At 43.5% G+C, this 20,349-nt stretch carries 18 protein-coding genes and 2 tRNA genes; 11 read left to right on the top strand and 9 right to left on the bottom strand.

The annotated features are described in order from the left end of the window. Positions 1–95 precede the first annotated feature (95 nt). From ACYVJM_RS14165 to ACYVJM_RS14155, 3 genes are all read left to right on the top strand, one after another. A tRNA-Ile gene (locus ACYVJM_RS14165) sits at positions 96–169 on the top strand. A 227-nt stretch (positions 170–396) separates the two neighbouring features. Continuing rightward, positions 397–969 (top strand): NADPH-dependent FMN reductase, encoded by a 573-nt coding sequence (locus tag ACYVJM_RS14160; RefSeq protein WP_461148885.1) that lies wholly within the window; start codon positions 397–399, stop codon positions 967–969. A 66-nt stretch (positions 970–1,035) separates the two neighbouring features. Next, complete coding sequence (locus tag ACYVJM_RS14155) at positions 1,036–2,079, top strand: glycoside hydrolase family 53 protein (protein WP_461148884.1); 1,044 nt, start codon at positions 1,036–1,038, stop codon at positions 2,077–2,079. 71 nt (positions 2,080–2,150) lie between these two features. Here ACYVJM_RS14155 and ACYVJM_RS14150 read toward each other — a convergent pair whose 3' ends face one another. The 4 genes from ACYVJM_RS14150 to ACYVJM_RS14135 all read right to left on the bottom strand — a co-directional run bounded on the left by ACYVJM_RS14150 (position 2,151) and on the right by ACYVJM_RS14135 (position 5,232). Further along, positions 2,151–2,450, bottom strand: a complete 300-nt coding sequence (locus ACYVJM_RS14150; RefSeq protein ID WP_461148883.1) for a hypothetical protein — start codon at positions 2,448–2,450, stop codon at positions 2,151–2,153. A gap of 171 nt (positions 2,451–2,621) precedes the next feature. After that, positions 2,622–3,929, bottom strand: a complete 1,308-nt coding sequence (locus ACYVJM_RS14145) for a Gfo/Idh/MocA family protein (RefSeq protein ID WP_461148882.1) — start codon at positions 3,927–3,929, stop codon at positions 2,622–2,624. A 72-nt stretch (positions 3,930–4,001) separates the two neighbouring features. Then, entirely contained in the window at positions 4,002–4,703 is a 702-nt protein-coding gene (locus tag ACYVJM_RS14140; RefSeq protein WP_461148881.1) for a hypothetical protein, read from the bottom strand. Positions 4,704–4,800: 97 nt separating this feature from the next. Next, a complete protein-coding gene (locus tag ACYVJM_RS14135; protein WP_461148880.1) occupies positions 4,801–5,232 on the bottom strand; it encodes an ABA4-like family protein in 432 nt (143 codons plus the stop codon). Positions 5,233–5,845: 613 nt separating this feature from the next. Between ACYVJM_RS14135 and ACYVJM_RS14130 the strand changes: the two genes are divergently transcribed. Continuing rightward, positions 5,846–6,808: a glycosyltransferase gene (locus ACYVJM_RS14130; RefSeq protein WP_461148879.1), complete on the top strand. Its 963-nt coding sequence runs from the start codon at positions 5,846–5,848 to the stop codon at positions 6,806–6,808. A gap of 51 nt (positions 6,809–6,859) precedes the next feature. Here ACYVJM_RS14130 and ACYVJM_RS14125 read toward each other — a convergent pair whose 3' ends face one another. Then, positions 6,860–8,068 (bottom strand): dipeptidase, encoded by a 1,209-nt coding sequence (locus ACYVJM_RS14125; protein WP_461148878.1) that lies wholly within the window; start codon positions 8,066–8,068, stop codon positions 6,860–6,862. 200 nt (positions 8,069–8,268) lie between these two features. Here ACYVJM_RS14125 and ubiE point away from each other — a divergent pair, with 200 nt between their 5' ends. The 5 genes from ubiE (at position 8,269) to ACYVJM_RS14100 (ending at position 11,655) form a co-directional block, all read left to right on the top strand. Beyond that, positions 8,269–9,003, top strand: a complete 735-nt coding sequence (ubiE, locus tag ACYVJM_RS14120; protein WP_461148877.1) for a bifunctional demethylmenaquinone methyltransferase/2-methoxy-6-polyprenyl-1,4-benzoquinol methylase UbiE — start codon at positions 8,269–8,271, stop codon at positions 9,001–9,003. Next, positions 8,949–9,758: a type IX secretion/gliding motility protein PorT/SprT gene (gene porT / locus ACYVJM_RS14115; protein WP_461148876.1), complete on the top strand. Its 810-nt coding sequence runs from the start codon at positions 8,949–8,951 to the stop codon at positions 9,756–9,758. The genes ubiE and porT overlap by 55 nt, the downstream gene beginning before the upstream one ends. A gap of 134 nt (positions 9,759–9,892) precedes the next feature. Further along, positions 9,893–9,967 (top strand) — tRNA-Val (locus tag ACYVJM_RS14110). 264 nt (positions 9,968–10,231) lie between these two features. Further along, the gene (locus tag ACYVJM_RS14105) at positions 10,232–10,954 is read left to right on the top strand and encodes a J domain-containing protein (protein ID WP_461148875.1); all 723 of its coding nucleotides are present in this window, start codon (positions 10,232–10,234) and stop codon (positions 10,952–10,954) included. Between the two features lie 83 nt (positions 10,955–11,037). Continuing rightward, the gene (locus ACYVJM_RS14100) at positions 11,038–11,655 is read left to right on the top strand and encodes a hypothetical protein (protein ID WP_461148874.1); all 618 of its coding nucleotides are present in this window, start codon (positions 11,038–11,040) and stop codon (positions 11,653–11,655) included. 631 nt (positions 11,656–12,286) lie between these two features. Here ACYVJM_RS14100 and ACYVJM_RS14095 read toward each other — a convergent pair. The 3 genes from ACYVJM_RS14095 to ACYVJM_RS14085 form a co-directional block, all read right to left on the bottom strand. Continuing rightward, positions 12,287–13,207 carry a hypothetical protein gene (locus ACYVJM_RS14095; protein WP_461148873.1) on the bottom strand — a complete coding sequence of 307 codons (921 nt, stop codon included), beginning with the start codon at positions 13,205–13,207 and terminating at the stop codon, positions 12,287–12,289. 92 nt (positions 13,208–13,299) lie between these two features. After that, positions 13,300–13,581: a hypothetical protein gene (locus tag ACYVJM_RS14090; protein WP_461148872.1), complete on the bottom strand. Its 282-nt coding sequence runs from the start codon at positions 13,579–13,581 to the stop codon at positions 13,300–13,302. Between the two features lie 27 nt (positions 13,582–13,608). Next, positions 13,609–13,893: a hypothetical protein gene (locus tag ACYVJM_RS14085; RefSeq protein WP_461148871.1), complete on the bottom strand. Its 285-nt coding sequence runs from the start codon at positions 13,891–13,893 to the stop codon at positions 13,609–13,611. Between the two features lie 119 nt (positions 13,894–14,012). Between ACYVJM_RS14085 and ACYVJM_RS14080 the strand changes: the two genes are divergently transcribed. Together ACYVJM_RS14080 and ACYVJM_RS14075 are read left to right on the top strand one after the other, a co-directional pair. After that, positions 14,013–17,804, top strand: a complete 3,792-nt coding sequence (locus ACYVJM_RS14080) for a class I SAM-dependent DNA methyltransferase (protein ID WP_461148870.1) — start codon at positions 14,013–14,015, stop codon at positions 17,802–17,804. A 14-nt stretch (positions 17,805–17,818) separates the two neighbouring features. Continuing rightward, the gene (locus ACYVJM_RS14075) at positions 17,819–19,105 is read left to right on the top strand and encodes a hypothetical protein (protein ID WP_461148869.1); all 1,287 of its coding nucleotides are present in this window, start codon (positions 17,819–17,821) and stop codon (positions 19,103–19,105) included. A gap of 68 nt (positions 19,106–19,173) precedes the next feature. On the opposite strand, the gene ACYVJM_RS14070 is transcribed toward ACYVJM_RS14075, so the two are convergent. Then, entirely contained in the window at positions 19,174–20,268 is a 1,095-nt protein-coding gene (locus ACYVJM_RS14070) for a BT4734/BF3469 family protein (protein ID WP_461148868.1), read from the bottom strand. Positions 20,269–20,349 lie beyond the last annotated feature (81 nt).

Below are 20,349 nucleotides of genomic sequence, written 5' to 3'. Positions count from 1 at the left end.
TTGGCAGGATTCTGAAGTGAAAAACCGGTTAAATCTGTATTGCTGTTAAAAATTTTGTAAATTTGCATGCTGAACTTGAGTAATCAATCAGCAACGGGCTTGTAACTCAGTTGGTTAGAGTGCCTGACTCATAATCAGTAAGTCCCTGGTTCGAGTCCAGGCTGGCCCACTTCCTAATCAGCCGCTTATCAGAAATGGTAAGCGGTTTTTTTGTTAGGTGGCTTTTTCCAGTGGGATTCCGTCTCCCTGCTACAACAAGATAACGACCGCAGCGGAACTAACCGGCCTGTTTTCGCGCTAAACCAGTTCATAAATACGATATTCAGGCAGAAAACTGCCTCTACCGGTAACATAGTCAGTAAAAAAGTGAATACAACCCGTTATTGTTAACTCAACATGTACAAATTAAAAGTCATCTCGTCTACTGTCCGTCCGGGCAGGAAGGGTCCACTCGTAGCTCAATGGGTCGTGGAAGAAGCCCGCAAGCAGGGAAATTTTGACGTCGAACTACTCGACCTGGGCGAAATCAACCTGCCTCTGATGAACGAAGCCGTTCACCCGATCATGAAGCAGTATGAGCATGAACATACCAAACAGTGGAGCGCCAAAATTGAGGAAGCGGATGCGTTCATTTTTGTCACCGCCGAGTATGATTACAGCTATCCGGCCTCCCTCAAGAACGCCATTGAGTACCTGGTACACGAATGGGCTTACAAGCCATCGGGCATCGTCAGCTATTCGGCAGGTGCTTTCGCGGGCGTCAGAGCTGTGATCAGCTTGAAAAGTGACCTCATTAGCTTACGAAACATTGCGCTGGCCGAAGGCGTCAATATTCCTACGGTCAACGCGTTAATCAACGAGAACGGTCAGTTTACTCCTAACGACCACATTACGGGGTCGACAACCCAGATGATCCATCAACTGGTACGCTGGACCAAAGGCATGAAAGCCATCAAAGAGGATAAATAGCCCATTCATATCGCCCCTTAACAAACTGTCTGGCCTTACCGGCGTCTCCCGTAAACACGAGCACTTATGCAAAAGTCGGTCATGTTTCTCTACTCGTCTGCCATCAGTTTACTGACTTTACTTTTTGCCAGTGGTTCAGTATGTGCCCAGACATTTGCGCGGGGTGCTGATGTGGGTTGGCTCCAGCAGATGGAAGCCACCGGCTATGTGTTTTACAACGACAACGGCATTGCACAGGACTGCTTTCAGATTCTGAAAGACAAAGGCATTAACTCGGTTCGGTTTCGGGTGTTCGTCAACCCATCCACCGACAGGGTCAACGGCCATTGTAGCCGGGATGAGGTGGTAATGATGGCAAAACGAGCGAAAACTATGGGTTTTCGCATCATGATCGACTTTCATTACAGCGATACCTGGGCAGACCCTGGCCATCAGCTCAAACCAGTTGCTTGGGCCAGTCATAGCTTCACCCAGTTGAAGACCGATGTGTACGACCATACACTCGACGTCATGAAGGCCCTCCAAACCGGCGGAGTCACACCAGAGTGGGTACAGGTTGGCAATGAGATTGGCGGTGGTATGTTATGGCCCGACGGAAGCGCGTCGAATTATCCGCAGCTAGCCCAGTTGATCACCAGCGGTTATAAGGCCGTAAAGGCCGTTAGCCCATCCACCAAAGTTATTGTTCACCTCGAAAGCGGGAATGAGCATGCCAAGTTCAAAACATTCTTCGATAATGTGACCGCCCACGGAGCTCAGTTCGATGTCATTGGTATGTCGTATTACCCATACTGGATAGGTTCGGACTATACCGCATCCATCGGTAGTCTGGCAGCCAACCTCAACGACATGACGAGCCGGTATGGTAAAGAAGTGATTGTGGCCGAAGTTGGCGACGACTATACCGCTGTGCAGAAAACGTACGACATGCTGGTTGCCGTACAAAAAGTTGTGAAGGCCGTTCCGGATGCAAAAGGTCTGGGCGTTTTTTATTGGGAGCCGGAAGGGGCCAATAGCTGGAGTAAGTATCGACTGAACGCCTGGGGTGACGATGGCAGACCTACCCGGGCACTCGATGCATTTTTGCCAGAAAAGCCGGGTCATCGATGACCTCTAAGGGTGCATAAAAAAAGCCCGGCTGAAGCCGGGCTTATACAGTAAACTAAACAGACGTGTACACATTATCTTATTTTGCACACATCTTTTACGCTGTAATCGCCATAAACGGAACGTTCAACATTGATTTTGTACTGGCCGTACCCGTCAATAAATCGGATCGACTGCATTACAAACCGATTCAGCCCCAGCGAACGGTCACCGTCCGTTGTTATATCCTGAATCATACGAAAATTATCAAACAGAAAGTCGGCGAATCCTTCTGTTTGCATTAACACGTGACTTACAGCCACATAGCCCGTAAAGGACTCAACAGTAGAGTTAACGTTAATTACGGTCGCGGTGAGTGATTCTTCTAAGATCATAGTATATCTTTTTTCGAATCAATATACGCCATATATGTATATAGGCAAAATAGACAACACCAAAAAATCGCTCTAACTGACGAAAATCATCTGTTTATGCATAAAGAAGCCTTCACATTGACCGTACATGAAGGCTTTTTTATACGTAAACGAAAAGCAATCTTTTTCGGCTTAGGTTGGATACTGCCATTCGCCCCGGTAAGCACGGCTCAAAAGTTTATTTGCTTCGGGGTCGTTCGGAATCTGAGTACCGTCCCATTCCACACTCCGGCCTAGCTTCATAGACAGCATACCCAGCAACGCCATGTTGGTGGAGCGATGCCCGATTTCAATGTCGCAGACGGGTAGTTTTTTAGTTTTGATACTATCCAGGAAGTTGGCCCAAAGCAAGGCAATGTTTTGATCGTCAGGTTTATCGAGTTGAGCATCCTGATGAATAACGGGCTTTTTGGAATCGGACGGGTAAAATGTCCAACCATCGAGCCAGCCCATATGAAAGGTCCCTTCCGTTCCGTAGAAATATACCCCTACCGCCTGTTGCGGATGTGTTTTCTCCGCATTGTTAGCGCCAAAGGTACGGTGTTCCCAAATAGCCGTAAAGTCGTCGAATTCGTACGTGGCCACCTGGTGGTCGGGAGCATCCGTGCTGTCTTTTTTGATAGCCCGCCCGCCAGTCGAATAGACCTTTCGCGGATGATGCTGTTCCGTGACCCATAAAATCTGGTCGAGCCAGTGAATGCCCCAGTCGCCCAATGTGCCATTGGCATAGTTCAAGTAATTGCGCCAGCCCCGGGGGTGCATAGTGGGGTTAAAGGCCCGGAGCGGTGCCGGGCCGCACCACATGTTCCAGTCCATTTCTTTCGGTGCTTCAGCATCGGGGGTGAGCTGACCAGCCCCACCGCCATAATGGACAAATGCCCGCGCCATGCCGATTTTACCCAGCTTGCCCGACCGGAGAAACTCCATACCCGAGACGTTGTGGGGCGACACGCGCCGGTGCATACCCACCTGACAGATACGCCCCGTCTGCCGGGCCGTTTTCACCATTGCCTTTCCTTCGTTGATGGTATGGCTGATGGGTTTTTCGACATATACGTGGGCGCCCGCTTTCATAGCCTCAATAGCCACCAGCGGGTGCCAGTGGTCGGGCGTAGCGACGATTACAATTTCGGGCTTCTCGGTCGCGATCATCTCGCGGTAATCCCGGTACAGCTTCGGCTGATCGGACGTTAGCTTACTGAGTTCCTCACTGGTCTTTTTGAGTTGGCGTGCATCGACATCACAGAGGGCCACGATCTTCGACTCGCCCGCCTGAACGGCGCAACGCAGAATATTGCCGCCCCACCAGCCCGCGCCAACAACAGCGGTACGGTATTTCTGGGCAGACTTACGGGTAATAAACGCCCTGACCTCAACGGGATCGGTAATGAGCGAGGCTCCGGCAAGAGCAGACGTTTTCAGAAAATCAGTTCGGTTCATCAGGTAAAACAGGATTAGTCATTATCCATCTCTACCCTGTCAAAGACCACGCCTTCCTTTTTTTACCATCAATCAATTACCTAAGCCCGTCAGCAGCGGTTTGCTCGCCAGGGCCTGTACCAGCAAAGCAGTGACCAGCACGAAATAGACGGCTGATACAAGGAATACCTGCCGCGGGCTGGCGGCTACGTAATAGGCAAAGAGGGGAATTAGTTGTAATGCGTGCATTCCGAAAAAATGCGCTACCCGCAGGTCGCCGTAGCGGGTGCTCCAGTTCAGAGCCGCCAGGCCGGGACCGCCATCCGGCGCGCCGACTGTATGGCCCAATCGACTGGCCATCATGAACCCCTCAAACGCAAAAATAACAAACAGCAAAATTCCCAGCCGGATGCCCCATAAATACGCCGGACTGATAGCCGTTGTGTCGTATCGGAAAAACAAAAAGCCGATGTAGGCTGTCCATATAGTGAATACCGTAATGGCTATACCCATCAGACCAAAGAGCAGACCATCAATTGGTGTGGAAACATTGAAGTGCGATAGTTTACCCCGGCTGGCCTGCCAGATAATAATGCCCAGTTCAATGGCAAATACGACGACGAACATCCAGGCATACGCCTTTATACTACCATTTTGGGGAAGTTCAGCCAGGTACCAGGCCATTGTCCAGGCCAGAATCGTGGTAGAGGCCAAAAACTTTATGGGCTTTATGTAGGCATTGATGCCCAGCACCTGGGTTTGTGTGCCGAAAGCCAGCACTGTACAGAAAACCATCGCGGCCACACATAACCATCCTAATTGATAAAGGATCGTGTTACGTTCTTGTAATGTAGTTAAGAAAGTTACCATTCTATTACGGTAAAAAATGATGCTATGCAGCCAGGTTTCGGGTACGAACAAGGCGAATCAGCCAATAGAGCAGGAAGCCAGCGGGTCCCAGCATAAAACAGAAAAATAAAGGCACCACGATAAGCCCGTGTGGAATGGCTTTCTCCTGCGAATCCCGCACAACGACGGTTCCGGCCACCAGATCGAAGGCCAGATAATGCACCCAACCGGCCAGCATAACCCCATTGCCACCTTTAGAAAATAACTCTTTAACACCGGCCAAGGTACCAAACGCACTAAAGTCGACACCCGACCCGCTGAACAGGTAAATGATGTAGATGACTGCCAGTGCTACCGGAATCAGGTAAGAATTCATTAACCATTTCGTCAGTATCCAGCGCGGGGCAAAAATCATGAGCAACCATTGCGGCAGCACCAGTGTACTGGCCAAACTAAAGACGGTTTCGGGAGACATAGTTGCTGGCGATAAACGACCAAGTTACTGATTATTCAGGTAGAAGCGTAGTCATAAATGCAATCCTAAAGGCTCTGCAAAGGCAACGAGCTGAGCCAAATAAATGGCCAGCTAAGCTGAAATGGTAATCTATTTCTTCAAAATTATTGATTAACGCGCCAATATATTTCCTTTTTAACTATATTGATTATAAGTGATTATCATTTACAACCAATTGACAATAAAAGTCGACCATCCACTAAGTTTTTATAATGTTTTTACTTTAGGACACTAAAGGCATAAATATATATCGCTAATTTGGCTGTTTGTATGTCTTATCCACAAAATACATCTCACAAGCTGATGATTAGTCACTCCTTACCCATCTTAGGGTCATGCTTGTCATTGAAAATGAGCGCTATTTCCCCGAATGAACAACAGCATCATTGGCTTGTTAGCGCTATACAGCATGCCGATGCCTTGTACACGCGCAACGCTTGGGTAAAGGTTGGTATAGGTGAAAAAGTTAAGACGTTCGGCCCGTTTTAATACTTGTCAACTTAGGGCGCTGCCAACTGGTTTTGACCAAGGCTATTTTACAACTTCGATTGATTTTTAGTAAACGTTTTCTTTTATGAAAGGGATTAGCGTAATTATTTGTTGTTACAATTCTTCATCACGATTACCTGAAACACTTAGGCATTTGGCGGCTCAGGTGATACCAGATTCTGTTAACTGTGAAGTCATTCTTGTCAATAACGCGTCGACCGACAACACAGCGGAGGTAGCCCAGGCGGAGTGGGAGAAATGCAGTCCCTCAAACATCGACTTTAAAATCATTTATGAAAGCCAGGCTGGAACAAGCTTTGCCCGACAAAGAGGCATAATCGAAGCTAAGTATGACCATTACCTATTTTGTGACGACGATAACTGGCTAAACCCCAACTATTTAAGCACTGGCTTTTCCATTCTTCAGGATAACAAAGAAATCGGTGGATTAGGCGGCATGGGTATTCCTGAATTCGGAGGCCCTAAACCCGAGTGGTTCGATAAATACGCCATGTATTATGCAGTTGGGCCACAGGCGCCCGCGTCCGGTGATATCTCAAGGCGTCGGGGCTGGGTGTATGGCGCTGGATGCTTTGTTAGAAAAGACGCTGTGACCAATATGGATCATTATCAGTTCATCACCACCGATCGGAAAGGCACAAGCTTATCGTCAGGCGGAGACATTGAACTTTGTTACTACATTCTACTGAATGGCTACAAAATTTGGTACGACGAACGATTGACCTTCACTCATTTCATCGAAGGCAGAAGGTTGTCGCTCGACTACATCAAACGCATGTTGCTGGCTCATGCCAAAGAAGCCTACCTGCTGGATGGGCTGGAATACAAGAGCAAAGCAAATCAAGACTTTAAACTGTATAATAAAAAAATTCAGCGAATGTGGATTTTCAGGTTTTTGTTCGATGCGGTCAAGTTGAAGCAAGCCTATTACGAGGAATTGCCGTTCAATTTCCTTGTTAAACTATACATAACCCGACTAAACGCTATTTTGAAGCTGAACAGCCGCTTTGATCAATCGTTTCAGTAAATGACTGGCTGGCCGTTGTAAACCAACGGCCAGCCCATCGGCGGATAGTAGCTACTTACTTACTTTCGCCTGCCCCAGAACCCGTAACAGATTGCCGCCCCATATTTTGGCAATGTCGGCTTCGGAGTAATTCCGGCGAACAAGCTCGACGGTCAGGTTTTCGATTTCGCTGACGTCTTCGAGACCATTAACGCCCCCGCCCCCATCGAAGTCCGAACCGATGCCCACATGGTCGATGCCCACGAGCTTAACGATGTGGTCTATGTGATCGACAATGTCCGACAGGCTTGCCCGCTCAGATGCGTATACTTTGGACACCGAGTCGCTCATGGCGGTCATCCGGGCTTCCATTTCCGGGGTAACGACTTTCCCCACCCGCGCCATCCGGATTTTGGTTTTGGCCGCCCGGTTGGCATCCGAGGGTTTCTTCAGATAATCACTCACGAAGTTGACCTGCACCACGCCCCCTTTGGCAGCGATGGCCTTAATCATGTCGTCGGTCATGTTACGCGGAAAGTCGCACAGGGCGCGGCAGTTGGAGTGCGATGCAATGACGGGCGCTTTCGAGAGGGCCAGGGCGTCATAAAAGGTACTGTCTGCCACGTGCGACACGTCGATCAATATACCCAGCCGGTTCATTTCCGGCACCACCTGCTTGCCAAAGTCGCTTAACCCACCGTAAATCGGGCCGTCAGGATCGGTAGAAGAGTCGCCGATTAGGTTATTGGCGAAGTGGGTCAGGGTCATGTAGCGGCACCCGAGGTCGTAATAGGTCTTGAGCATTGATAAATCTTTTCCGACCGGGTAGCCATTCTCCATCCCGATGAACACGGCCCGCTTCCCGGCCTTTTTAATCCGATAGGCATCGGCGGGTGTGGTAGCAAGTTCAGCCAGGTTAGGGTATTTTTTCAGGGCCTGATGAATCAGTTCGAACTGGTTCAGGGCGTTGCGTTTGGCTTCGGCATGGCCTTCGTCGGTACGGGGACCCTGCGAGGTGTAGACGGCAAAAAACATGGCATCCATGCTCCCTTTTTTCATACGCGGAAAGTCGATCTGCGAGCCGTCACGTTTGGTATCGTGCGACATGCCCACGTCGAAGCCGGGCTTCTGCATCATGATCGGCGCATCGGCGTGGGTATCGAGCGTTAGCACGCGCTGGTGAATCTTATGCGCTTTTTTGGTGATCGGACCGTCGTTGCCGGGAGGAATTGGACTGAACGAACTGAATGTAAGTAGTATTGACAGAACGGTAGAGATCATAATGAGTCAGGTTGTAGCAGAAAAAGACATTCTTTCGAAACTACACATTGCCTGTCTGAATATCAAACTTTCATCCGAAACGTGCTGTTATGGCACTACCTTTGTTACGTTTAAATAGCGAAAGAGTAAATGAGCGAAAGAGCGAAAGGCTGGCGCAGCATTACCACTCTTCCGCTCTTTCACTCTTTCGCTTTTCACTAATGTCCGTCGTTCCTTATAAAGATAAAGACACCTCCAAGCGCGAGCAGGTCGCCGAGATGTTCGATAGTATTTCGCCAAAATACGACCTGCTGAACCACGTTCTGAGTGGTGGTATCGACATTCTGTGGCGTAAACGGGCCATCCGCGAACTTCGGAAAGCGTCTTCTCAATCACCCAAACGCATCCTAGACATAGCCACCGGCACCGGCGATTTTGCGCTGGAAGCGCTGGCGCTGAAGCCCGAGAAGATCGTTGGCATGGACATTTCGGAAGGGATGCTGTCGGTGGGTCGGGAAAAGATGAAGAAGCGGGGCGTCGACCAGATCATTGAAATGCGCACGGGGGATTCAGAAGGATTACCCCTGCCGGACAATGATTTCGACGCTGTCATCGTTGCATTTGGTGTGCGCAACTTCGAGAACCTTCAAAAAGGGCTGACCGATATGCACCGCGTTACCCGCCCTGGTGGTGTGTGTGTGGTGCTGGAGTTCTCGAATCCGCGTCAGTTTCCGTTTAAACAGCTTTACAGTTTTTACTCCAGTACCATTCTGCCGCTCATCGGGCGCGTAGTAAGCAAAGACTCGTCGGCCTACACCTACCTACCCGAATCGGTACAGGCGTTTCCCGACGGACCCGACTTTCTACGGATCTACGAAGCGGCCGGATTCAAAAACACCAAATGGATACCGCTCACCTTCGGCGTTGCGTCAATTTACATCGGCCACAAGGCTTAGTCCAAGCTCCCCCGGCCCGGTTTTATTATTTCACACAGAAGCGCATTGCCCGGTTATCGGTGCAGGTTGGCTTCGTGTTGCTGCTTATCAGTCTGGTTTCCGTCAGGACTCAGGCGCAGAGCAGCTACAAATACATTCGAAAGCACCTGGAGCGTTACGACGACAAGGCGATTCATTACGGCTTTTTCTTTGCGGTACCCGTCACCCGGTTCAGCGTGACGCACAGCCCGCAATTTTTGACGGCGGATTCGGCGTATCGTATCTACTCACCCAATAAACCCGCGTTTCGGGTTGGTTTCGTGGTCAACGCTTACCTGAACGACCGCTTCGATTTGCGGCTTACGCCTTCGGTATCCTTATTTAGCCGGGAGGTTCAGTACGACTATCCGGGTGGCACATCGAAAACTGAAGTCCGGGAATCGACCTGGATTGATTTCCCGCTCCTGCTCAAATACAAGTCGGAACGGCGTAACAACAGCCGCATGTACCTGTTGGCGGGCGGCACGTTCAGCGTCGAGAGTAACGTTCGCCGAAAGGAAACCCAGGGGGCAAGCAAGCTGAGTACGGGCACTATGGATTTTGCCATTGAATATGGCGTTGGATTCGAGCAATTCTTCGAGTATTTCAAGTTCGCCCCGGAAATCCGGTTCTCCCATGGCCTGGTTAACCTGTATCGACCGACCAGCAATGCAGCGGGTGTAGGCATCAATAAACTAACGACACACTCGGTAACGCTCTACCTGAATTTCGAATAGACAAAGGCCATTGTCAATCAGGCAATTAAAAAATAATTCACTTTTTTTTGGCCTCAGGCTTGCATAAAGGCAATTTACCCACGTATATTTGCACTCCCAAACGACGACAATCGTAAGGGGAAAATAAAAGAAAAGGGAGTTTAGCTCAGCTGGTTCAGAGCATCTGCCTTACAAGCAGAGGGTCGGCGGTTCGAACCCGTCAACTCCCACTACTGAAAATCAGGCACTTAGCAGATAATGTTAAGTGCTTTTTTGTTGTTAGGTACAGCGATAGGTACAACAAAAGTTTCGTTCCTCACTTATGAGCATGAAAAAGGGCTAAGAAAAGCCAAGATGTTTCATATTGATCCTCATCCGGTTTAGGACTCGTTTATCGACTTACCAATAAATGATTTACAAACGACGTTTGGCGATGACTTGACCAAAACGCCTAGAGTAAGCGAATACTGACTCCTACTATATTATATATTTATATGACTAATTGCTACAAAACTTTAGGTGTAGAAGATTTTTCTTCTAATGATGAGATTAAAGCAGCCTATAGAAAACTTTCAAAAAAATTCCATCCCGATGTCAATGATGGTGATGTATTTTTTGAGGAGCTATTTAAAGGAATTCAAAATGCGTATGAAATATTATGTGATGATAAACGAAAAGCTATTCATGACAATAGTTTAAAACCAAAAGCCTCTACCCATCATTATCAAACTGAACAAAGTGTTAATGATAAACCAAAAACCTCTACCCATCATTATCAGGCTGAACAAAGTGTTAATGATAAACCAATAGCAAATAATCCAGCTTTTTATTTCACTATAGGATCAACAAAAGATCATGTGCTTGAGCTGCAAGGTACACCAACTGCAATAAACAAGTACGAGCCATTAAATAAGGAAGTATGGAAGTATGGGTTGAACTCAATTACGTTTAACCATGGTCTAGTACAGGAATACAGTAACTTTAACAATTTATTGAAAGTACAACTGTATACTACTTTTCAAAGCGATGTGAATTATTTTACTTTAGGATCATCAAAAGAACATGTACTTAGACTCCAAGGTACACCAACTGCAATAAACAAGTACGAGCCATTAAATAAGGAAGTATGGAAGTATGGGTTGAACTCAATTACGTTTGAATTTAACCGCGTAAGTGAGTATAATAACTTCAATAGAATTTTAAAAGTAAAACTTTAATATACCTCAAAAGTAGAACGTATTATCTTCAATAGGTAACCTTTAGGGCTTCGGCTAACAAAATCCTAATATTTTCTAATAGAATGATTTCTAAGAATGTAGTGTACCGAAATGGGCATTTTTACGAAAAGTCCACTGGTGAAAGATTTAGCATCAAAACAGGCTCTGAAATTGTAGTTGTTGCAGATAGTTCGGCTTTCGGCGATTGTACTCCCGCAGGAAATTTCGACCTAAAACCTCGTTCTGAGGAGGAAATTATTACTAAAATGGTTTCAGATGATATAGCAATAATGTTTCAGAAACTCTTGCCAAGAGGATCTAAGTTGTACTTCTATATTTCTTCAATGGGTGAGCATCCGCGCAAACTCCGCTTTGAAGTTGAACTTTTGGAAGATTTGTTTGCTTGCTTGAAGCCCTGTTGGAAACAGCAAGAAGGTCGTTTAGTAGACTGTTTTTGTAAAACAAGTAGAGAGCTAGATAATCAAATTGATTTTTTTGAAGAAGTTTTTGGTAAATCACTTAATGAAGTTTACAAAAATACATTTGTTCATTTTTTAGGAAATAACGGAAATCCAGCCTGTAATGCATTAGATAGATTTTACTATGGTCTTTATGACGAAAGCAACACGGTGAGAGGGCTTGTTTCTGATAAAAAATGGCTCTCTAGCAAGTCAAATAGTCAATCATCCATATTTGGATAGATAGCTTCAGGTGATGGATTGTACATCCTGATGAACAGTAGGCAAACCCAATACGCTGGATGTGTAAAGACAGCTGGTTGAGTCATTTTTTGAAATAACGCGCGAGGTTTTCGACACTCCCCTTCTTTAGTAACTCAAAATGCAACATTCGATTCTCAACCTAACAACATTTTTAAAAGCAACTTACATCTGATTATCAACATTTTATAAAAAGAACTATACCCAAAAGATAGGTCAATTTGCCTTAGAAAATGTTCAAACTTACATTTGCATCACTTAGTACTGCCTTAATTCTTTCATTATCAGCAATTTATGCATTAAGGTTCATTTCTGTCAACTCCCACCATTGATCACTAAGCACTTAGTACTAGATGTTAAGTGCTTTTATGTTGTTAGGTACAACAAAAGTCGTGTTCCTCATTTATACTTTTACTTAAACTCTTTAAACTTGGCTGATCATAAGGCAAGTTTAAATTGAATTACCAAAATAATGGTGTGATGCGGCTATGATTATCATCCATTTCTAACGAATGGTCAAAGAATAATATCGAAACTAATCTTAATACATAAGTAATATAATTAAGCTACGCCTGAGACTTTTTATTATTATTGTCAATACCTGTACAAATCACTAATTATTTTTGAAATACGCACTCTTAACTTCAAGAAATTCAATGATTAATTCATTTATTCTAGAAAGAATAGCTTTACATTGCGCTTCCGAAAGAATCTTAAAATTGTGCATAAAATCATTCCTAATAAATTTCATTACAGTTCTTAACTCACCTCTATAGCTTTTTATAGCAGCCGAATTAAAATTTTCATTGTTATTTATTATCTCATTAATATGATAATCAATCAAACGCTGACCATATAAATCATTTTGCATATGAAACTTCTTAATAGTTTCTTCTACAAATAGCGATGATTCTCTAATTGCAGTGTCATAGCGACCAATATTAATGAAAGGCTCAGAAAGGCGTCTTAATTCTTCTGATAAGTTTATGTTATTTAAAAGTTTTTCTAATTCCTCGAATCCTTCTTCTGTCAAAGTCACAGATTCTGGTATGAATACACAATCTATAAAATCATGTGCATCTTCGAAATATTCCGGTTTAGAGTACTTTAACTCAATAACTTCTTTTCTATCATTGTAAGTCAGTAAAATGATATTGCCCTCGTCATCTTCTTTTAAATTTTTGCCAAGTTGTTTTTTAACTTGGTTAAATCTCATCATCTCAAACTCATAATCACTCATTTCAACAACTCCGGTCACATAACCTTTTAAATTCAATTCAACTAGGTCTGAATGCCAAATTCCTACATGATAGTACTTTGCATCAGATGGATCTTTAAGCTGTTTTGGGTCTTGACTTATAAAGAGTTTACATCTATCAATATCGTCAATTTCATAGAAATTAGTGCCTTTTGGATAATTACCCATTGCTTTTAAGGCGAATTGCCACCCAATGCCGTTTGGGTATATTGGCCAGTCAGCATGTATTGCCATAATACCTCCATACCCAAAGTACCCCGGAAATTTGTTTAACATAAAGTTATAATTCTTAATTTTAAAAAATTTTCTAAAAGCGTGACTGGTAATAGTAACAAGTCTTATTAAAGTTCTTAGGTTTCACAGTAACTCTATTCATCCGGTACTTGTCTACGGCCATTGTCAGGAATCATAATAATAGTCAGTGGGTCGTAACGCGTAAATGCTTCAACATCTTTGTAAGGCATAGTAACTCTTTTGCCTTTATGGTGAAAACTTACCAGATCATCCGGGCCGGGTTCTGATGCTCCATGTCGATAGATGATAATAACACAGCCGGGGCCCTTTGATTGGCGTAGTAGTTTTACGGTTTCATTACTGGCTTTTCCTTCTACGATCTTTGTAAGTAAAGCAATCTTCTCTCCTCTTTTCATAGTCAACTGTTACGGTCTTAAATACAATCAGCCTAGTTTAGCCATTGCCTTATCCAATAATTCGTCAACCTGCTCATCCGTCAGGGTCGATAGATCAATCTTTTGTTCTCGTTGTTTGGGTACTACGTATTCCATTAGTTTTAAGTAGGCTGTAACGCGTTCTTTTGGCTCTAGCAATGACATATCGTCTGCAATGCTGTCAAACTGCTCATCAATGAAATTGGCAATTCTAGCTTTAATATCGGTAGTTGTTCGGTTGGTACTACCGGGTTGGCGTCCTCCTGTTTTTGATCGTCCTTTTTCAAACGGCATGAGAAATTCTATTTTTATTCTATTTTAGAATGAAGACCCTTTAATATATTCGGTCAGGCTGGGTTGTAAATAGGTGGCTTTTTGCCTTACTTGGTAGCTCTTTAAATATACAAAAAAGAATGCAGCTTACCGCCCGCACACCGGCAAAATCCCTTGATCGTGTTTATGCTCTTCAACCCACTACCCGTGACCAAATTGAGCGATTTAAAACCAGTTACCTAAAGCTCTTACCCCTCATAAACGAGAAGGAAAGTGAAGAGAACGTAAAAGATCATTTGATGGACTTTTTGAAAGAGGTCTATTACCGGGATGCTCACGTTGTCGCGCCAAAGGGTAAAACCGATTTTGTGATTCACTTAGGCAAAGACGCTACTACTCAGGCCGGGGTTTTGTTTGAGGTCAAGCGTCCGGTCAATAAGGGAGAAATGATAACCCGGCAAAACCTCAACGTCAAAGCCTTTCACGAACTGCTTCTATACTACTTTCAGGAACGGCAACGCTCCCAAAACAGCGACATTCGGCATTGTGTCATTACTAACGTATTCGAATGGTTCATCTTTGACGCGGCTTTGATTGATCGGCTATTCTACCGCAACGCTCATTTAACCAAGGAGTACAAAGCCTGGGCAACCGGCCAAAAGGTGAGTAAGAACAATGACCTGTTCTATAATGAAATCGTAAAGCCATTTTTGGCCGAACTAACCGACGAAATACCGTTTACCTATTTCGATATACGGGACTATCAGAAAATAGTAGCCGATGAGAATAAAGTAAACGATAAGGCTCTACTGTCTCTCTATAAAATACTGTCTCCTACGCATTTGCTGAAGTTGCCAACGGCTACCGATAGCAACAGCCTAAACCCTAAATTCTATTCTGAACTGTTACACCTCATCGGCTTAGAGGAGGTCAGAGAAGGCGGTAAAAAGGTCATACGGCGCAAAGAAGCGGGCAAACGAGATGAGGGGTCACTATTAGAAAACACATTAATCGAACTGGATTCATCCGGTAAGTTCTATCAGCTTCACGACCGTAGCCAGTACGGAGCAACAACGGATGAGCAACTGTTTAGCGTTGCGCTGGAACTGTGTATTACGTGGGTCAACCGGATTCTATTTCTAAAGCTGTTAGAATCGCAATTGGTTAAGTATCACGGCGGCAACAAAGACTATACCTTTTTGAACCGGGAAACAATACCCGATTTTGACGAACTCAACAAACTATTCTTTCGGGTATTGGCCCGTAAACCGTCCGAACGGCAAGCATCCATTCAAACCAAGTTTGGCCGGGTGCCGTACCTGAATAGTTCGCTGTTTGAGACAACGGAATTAGAAAATGATAGTATAGGGGTCAACCAACTAGATAACGGCCTAACGTTACCCATACTTCGTAGCAGCGTTCTTTGTGATAACCCGGCTTATAAAAACACCAAAGAGGTAAGTACGCTGGCTTACCTGTTTGCCTTCTTAGACGCGTATGATTTTGCATCAGAGAGCCGTGAAGAAATACAGGAGAAGAACCGGACGCTGATTAATGCCAGTGTACTAGGGTTGATCTTTGAGAAGATAAACGGCTACAAAGACGGTTCCTTCTATACGCCGGGCTTTGTTACGGAGTATATGTGCCGCGAAACAATCCGTAAGGCGGTAGTCCAAAAGTTCAACGATGCCAAAGGCTGGGATTGCAAAGACTTTGCCGACCTCGAAAATAAAGACCTTGACCGGGCTGAAGCTAATACCCTGATTAATGAAGTTCGCATTTGCGACCCCGCCGTTGGTTCCGGTCACTTTCTGGTATCGGCCCTAAACGAACTGATAGCGGTAAAGTCTGATTTAGGCATCTTACAGGACGCAACCGGCAAGCGGATAAAGGATTATACGGTTACTATCCTTAACGATGAACTGATTGTACAGGATGAGGACGAAACCCCCTTTCAGTACGTGTTGGGCGCAACAGATAAACCAACCGCCGAACGGCAACGGGTGCAAAAGACCTTGTTCCACGAAAAACAGACCATTATTGAAAACTGCCTGTTTGGGGTCGATATAAACCCGAACTCGGTAAAAATTTGCCGGTTACGGCTCTGGATCGAGCTACTGAAAAACGCGTATTATACCGATGAATCCGGCTTCACGGAACTTGAAACCTTACCCAACATTGATATAAATATAAAGCAGGGTAATAGCCTGTTAAGTAAGTTTAGCCTGACAGAAGATTTAAGCGACGTTTTCAAGAAGCAGAAGTTCAGCTTGAGAACCTATAAAGACGCGGTAGCGGCCTATAAAGATGCAAAGAGCAAAGATGCTAAAGCCGAACTGCAACGCTTCATTAACGAGATAAAAAGCCAGTTCCGTGAAACGGTTATTAACCGTGATCCCCGCCGTAAAAAGCTGGCAAAACTACGGGGAGAACGCATTTTGTTAGACAGTGAACTTAGTATTTTTGATACCGTTAAAGACCCCAAATTAATTGAACTGGAAAAAAAACGGTACGACAAACTGATTGAACAAACAGAAAATGAGATTACCGCGATAGAAAACAATGCTCTCTATCGCGGCTCGTTTGAATGGCGGTTTGAGTTTCCTGAAGTACTGAATGAAAGAGGGGACTTTGTTGGCTTTGATGCCATTATTGGTAATCCGCCTTATATACGGCAAGAAGAGTTAGGCGAAAAGGCAAAAGCTCACTTTAAAAGCACATTTAAAACCTACTCAGGTACGGCGGATTTATATGTATTCTTTGTTGAACAAGGCTTTAATATTTTACGCCCTAATGGTCAATTCGTTTATATCATGCCTAACAAGTGGATGAGGGCGGGTTATGGATTAGGCTTGCGTAAGTTTTTCAAGAAAGAGCGACTAATTGAAATTGACGACTTTGGAGACTTACAAGTTTTTGACGACGCTACAACATACCCATGCGTTATTCAGGCACAAAAAGCCCCGCCCCTCACTACATTTCATGCTGTCAACTTGCAAACGCTTACTTATGAATCTGGATTAAAAAATTATGTTGTAAGTATCCGGTTTGAGATTCCCCTAACGGCTATGTCTGATGAAGGATGGACGCTTGCCAATGCTAAACAGCAAAGCCTTCGAAATAAGCTGGCAGTGAATGTATTACCTTTAAGTAAATATATTGACGGGAAAGCATATTATGGTATTAAACCCGGCTTTACAGAAGCATTTGTTATAGATGAAATAACAAAAAAACGTTTGATTAGTGAAGATCCGAAAAGCCAAGAAATTATCAAGCCCGTTTTGCTTGGAAGAGATGTTAAACCTTATGCATCTGTCCAGCCAACTCGCTATTTGATTTTTACAAGGCGTGGAATTGATATTAATGAATTTCCAGCTATAAAGAATCATTTACTTGCCTACCGCGAGTATTTGGAGCCTAAACCCAAAGATTATAAAGGTAAAGAGTGGAAGGGTAGAAAATCTGGAACATATAAATGGTATGAAGTACAAGATGCTGTAGATTACTATAAAGAATTTGATAAGCCTAAGATTATGTACCAAAAATTTCAGGTTAAACCTGCGTTCGTGTATGATGAAAAAGGCTTGTACTGTAATGATTCTATGTGGATTATTACAAAAGCTGATAAAGCCTTGTTCGGGTTATTGAACTCTAAGATGGGTTGGTATTTAATCTCAAACTATTGCACAGCTATACAAAACGGTTTTCAACTCATTTATCAATACTTTGGACAGATTCCAATTCCTTTACGTCTTACCGATTCACAAGAGATTTTAACGACCAAAGTTGACCAAATTCTAACGGCCAAAGCCACTGACCCAACTGCTGACACCTCCGCTTTAGAAGCTGAGATTAACCAATTGGTTTATGAGTTGTATGGGTTGACAGATGAGGAAATTGCGATTGTTGAAATACCCTATCCGACAAAATAAAAGACAAACGAACAATGAAAGAGTTTTCACTTAATAATGCGTTGGAACGAATACTTAATAAAAGGACAAGAGTTTATTTTCAAGAAATTAAAAACTCTTATGAAAATGGAAACTATAGAGTATCGACTGTCGGTTTATTTTCTGTAGTTCTTTGTGACATTATTTATAAGTTACAAGATTTGAAAGATAAGTATGGAGATACTAACGCAATACAAGTATTAGAAGAAGTTGAAAGGCAACAGAACCATAATATTCATTCATCAAGCTGGGAAGAAAAACTAATTGAAAACGCATATAAAAAAGTAAAGCTTATAGACGTACAGACTTATACTAATATATTGAACTTGCAAAAGCATAGACATTTGTGTGCTCATCCTGTTATGGATGGTGATTTTAATCTTTTTCAGCCAAATCAAGAAACTACAATTTCCCATATTCGTAATATGGCGGAAGGGCTATTCTCAAAACCAATTTTAGCCTCGAATAGTGTATTTGAAATGATGCTCCTTGATATAGAGGAAAATGAAAATTTCCTTATTAAGAATGAGGACATTTTTAACTATATTAATGATAGGTATCTAAAAAATACAAATGTTGAAGTAAGGAAATACATATTTAAGAACTTGTGGAAGTTTACTTATAGGTTGGATAACGAAAGGTGCAATAAAAATAGAAGTATAAATCATAGAACTTTGAGGGTTATATATAATAATGAACCTGATGTATTTAATGATTTTATAAAGTCAGAAGTTGACTATTTTAGTAATATTTCTTCTGGGGAATCTATTTTATATCTTATGGCTTTTATAGGTTATAATCCTCATATATACTTTCTATTAAACGATAGTGCAAAATTGGTCTACAATGGCGTGATAAAAAATGATTTAAATAAACAATCAATGGCGTGGTTTTTAGCCGATAATTTAGGGACTCATATACGTTGGATTATTAATAATACTAAGAATTTGGATGACTTTGATAGTAGATACGCCCATATTCTAGAAAAACCATATTTTGAGGCCGGAATGCAACGCGATCTTTTTGATTGTTTCATTTCTCTTTATTGCAGTTCTATAGAAAAGAGGTTCGCTGAAAATAGATTTTTTATAATCCAAAAGTACATTAACCAATTTAGTCAGGAACAATGTATTGCTTTATTAGGCGGCATAGAAAAAAGTCCACTTTTAACCATAAGGGTCTTTAAATTTTATAATAAAAAAATTACTGATAATGTAATTTTAAAATTTAAAGATGCCTTTGATTTTAAAAATTATCCAAAAATAGCTAACTCAATAAAATGATTTAAAACTTGTAAGAAAATAGCTTATAAACTGAAAAAAATTATACACTGGACACGATTTATTTTTGTTTAATTTATATCCCATTCTGATGGATAATAATCGCATTGCTGAACTATCATTCGCTCAAGTTGCCATTCTTCAGGTTTAAGAATCGAACCGGGGCAAGCTAATTGTTCAGCTATTGTGCGAACTATTAGCGGGCCGGGGTTGACCTTAACAGGTTGTGACTTACTTTGTGCCTGTTTTTCTGGATAAATTGGTTTTGTTAAACCGTTGCGGATTCCGTCCCGAATTGTTTTCTGTGACTTTGTAAAATTCGGCCACTCGCTTGCTACAGTTTCCAACGCATAAATTGCGGTTTGTTCATCTATTCGGCCTGTTGCTATATATCCACCGGCTAGGGTTGCCGCTTTCAACAGCGTTAGGTGTCGCTGGCCTTCTGTTGCCACTTCAGTAAAGCGAACGAGCCATGTAAGTAGTTGCCCCTCACCTTGACCGTTGAAATGGCGTTGTTTGATGTTATAGCCTTGTTTCGGTACTGGTTTCGGCGGGGTAAACATACCGGCCAAAACGGTAGCACTTTCATTAATGTATGGAGCGGAATCATAGCTCACAAAGCGTAAATCTGTTGGGTTGCCGCCTTTACTGGCATCTAGTTTAACGCCAAAGTGCTTACTGAAAAGTTGCTGTAAAAAGCGAAAATGAGCCGCTAGCGTTTCGGGGTTCTGTTGATCGGGGAGCCGAACTATAAACCATAATCCGCCCCGTACTGAATAAGAGCAAACCAACACATATGGCAAGCGAGAAAGGTGTTTTTTCAGTTGGGCCATATTTAAGCCGGGGTTATCTTTCCGGTCAACGTCTCCCATCAATAGCGGCCATTGTTGCCGAATTTTTTGGGTAAAGTTGGTATCTCGTCGGCGGTGGTGAAGCAATGAAACAGGCGTAATAGCGGGTAATTGTTTCTTCAGTTGATCTTGTACAGCCTTGTCCGTTTCGGCTCGTATTGCGTCGATAGTAGGCCGGTAATAGTTAGTGCTGATAATTCGTCGTAAGGTAGTTTGATGAGCCGGTACGGTGGCAAAGCAACTCCTTAGATTGTCGTATGCAAAAAAGCTGATTGGTACGTCTAGTAAGTTCGGGCGGTGTTGTAGATTGTCCATACTGCTAACTGCGAAAAAAGGTGCTATTCGGATTTTGGCAGGGTATTTTTATACTGCCAACTGCCAGACCCCTTATATGGC

Source organism: Spirosoma pulveris (assembly GCF_054781875.1).
This window is presented reverse-complemented; position numbering and strand designations above follow the sequence as displayed.

Excerpts from the sequence above, each read along its gene's own strand:
- ACYVJM_RS14160 (WP_461148885.1), top strand. The coding sequence starts at position 397 with ATGTACAAATTAAAAGTCATCTCGTCTACTGTCCGTCCGGGCAGGAAG.
- ACYVJM_RS14155 (WP_461148884.1), top strand. The coding sequence starts at position 1,036 with ATGCAAAAGTCGGTCATGTTTCTCTACTCGTCTGCCATCAGTTTACTG.
- ACYVJM_RS14150 (WP_461148883.1), bottom strand. The coding sequence starts at position 2,450 with ATGATCTTAGAAGAATCACTCACCGCGACCGTAATTAACGTTAACTCT.
- ACYVJM_RS14145 (WP_461148882.1), bottom strand. The coding sequence starts at position 3,929 with ATGAACCGAACTGATTTTCTGAAAACGTCTGCTCTTGCCGGAGCCTCG.
- ACYVJM_RS14140 (WP_461148881.1), bottom strand. The coding sequence starts at position 4,703 with ATGGTTTTCTGTACAGTGCTGGCTTTCGGCACACAAACCCAGGTGCTG.
- ACYVJM_RS14135 (WP_461148880.1), bottom strand. The coding sequence starts at position 5,232 with ATGTCTCCCGAAACCGTCTTTAGTTTGGCCAGTACACTGGTGCTGCCG.
- ACYVJM_RS14130 (WP_461148879.1), top strand. The coding sequence starts at position 5,846 with ATGAAAGGGATTAGCGTAATTATTTGTTGTTACAATTCTTCATCACGA.
- ACYVJM_RS14125 (WP_461148878.1), bottom strand. The coding sequence starts at position 8,068 with ATGATCTCTACCGTTCTGTCAATACTACTTACATTCAGTTCGTTCAGT.
- ubiE (WP_461148877.1), top strand. The coding sequence starts at position 8,269 with ATGTCCGTCGTTCCTTATAAAGATAAAGACACCTCCAAGCGCGAGCAG.
- porT (WP_461148876.1), top strand. The coding sequence starts at position 8,949 with ATGGATACCGCTCACCTTCGGCGTTGCGTCAATTTACATCGGCCACAA.
- ACYVJM_RS14105 (WP_461148875.1), top strand. The coding sequence starts at position 10,232 with ATGACTAATTGCTACAAAACTTTAGGTGTAGAAGATTTTTCTTCTAAT.
- ACYVJM_RS14100 (WP_461148874.1), top strand. The coding sequence starts at position 11,038 with ATGATTTCTAAGAATGTAGTGTACCGAAATGGGCATTTTTACGAAAAG.
- ACYVJM_RS14095 (WP_461148873.1), bottom strand. The coding sequence starts at position 13,207 with ATGTTAAACAAATTTCCGGGGTACTTTGGGTATGGAGGTATTATGGCA.
- ACYVJM_RS14090 (WP_461148872.1), bottom strand. The coding sequence starts at position 13,581 with ATGAAAAGAGGAGAGAAGATTGCTTTACTTACAAAGATCGTAGAAGGA.
- ACYVJM_RS14085 (WP_461148871.1), bottom strand. The coding sequence starts at position 13,893 with ATGCCGTTTGAAAAAGGACGATCAAAAACAGGAGGACGCCAACCCGGT.
- ACYVJM_RS14080 (WP_461148870.1), top strand. The coding sequence starts at position 14,013 with ATGCAGCTTACCGCCCGCACACCGGCAAAATCCCTTGATCGTGTTTAT.
- ACYVJM_RS14075 (WP_461148869.1), top strand. The coding sequence starts at position 17,819 with ATGAAAGAGTTTTCACTTAATAATGCGTTGGAACGAATACTTAATAAA.
- ACYVJM_RS14070 (WP_461148868.1), bottom strand. The coding sequence starts at position 20,268 with ATGGACAATCTACAACACCGCCCGAACTTACTAGACGTACCAATCAGC.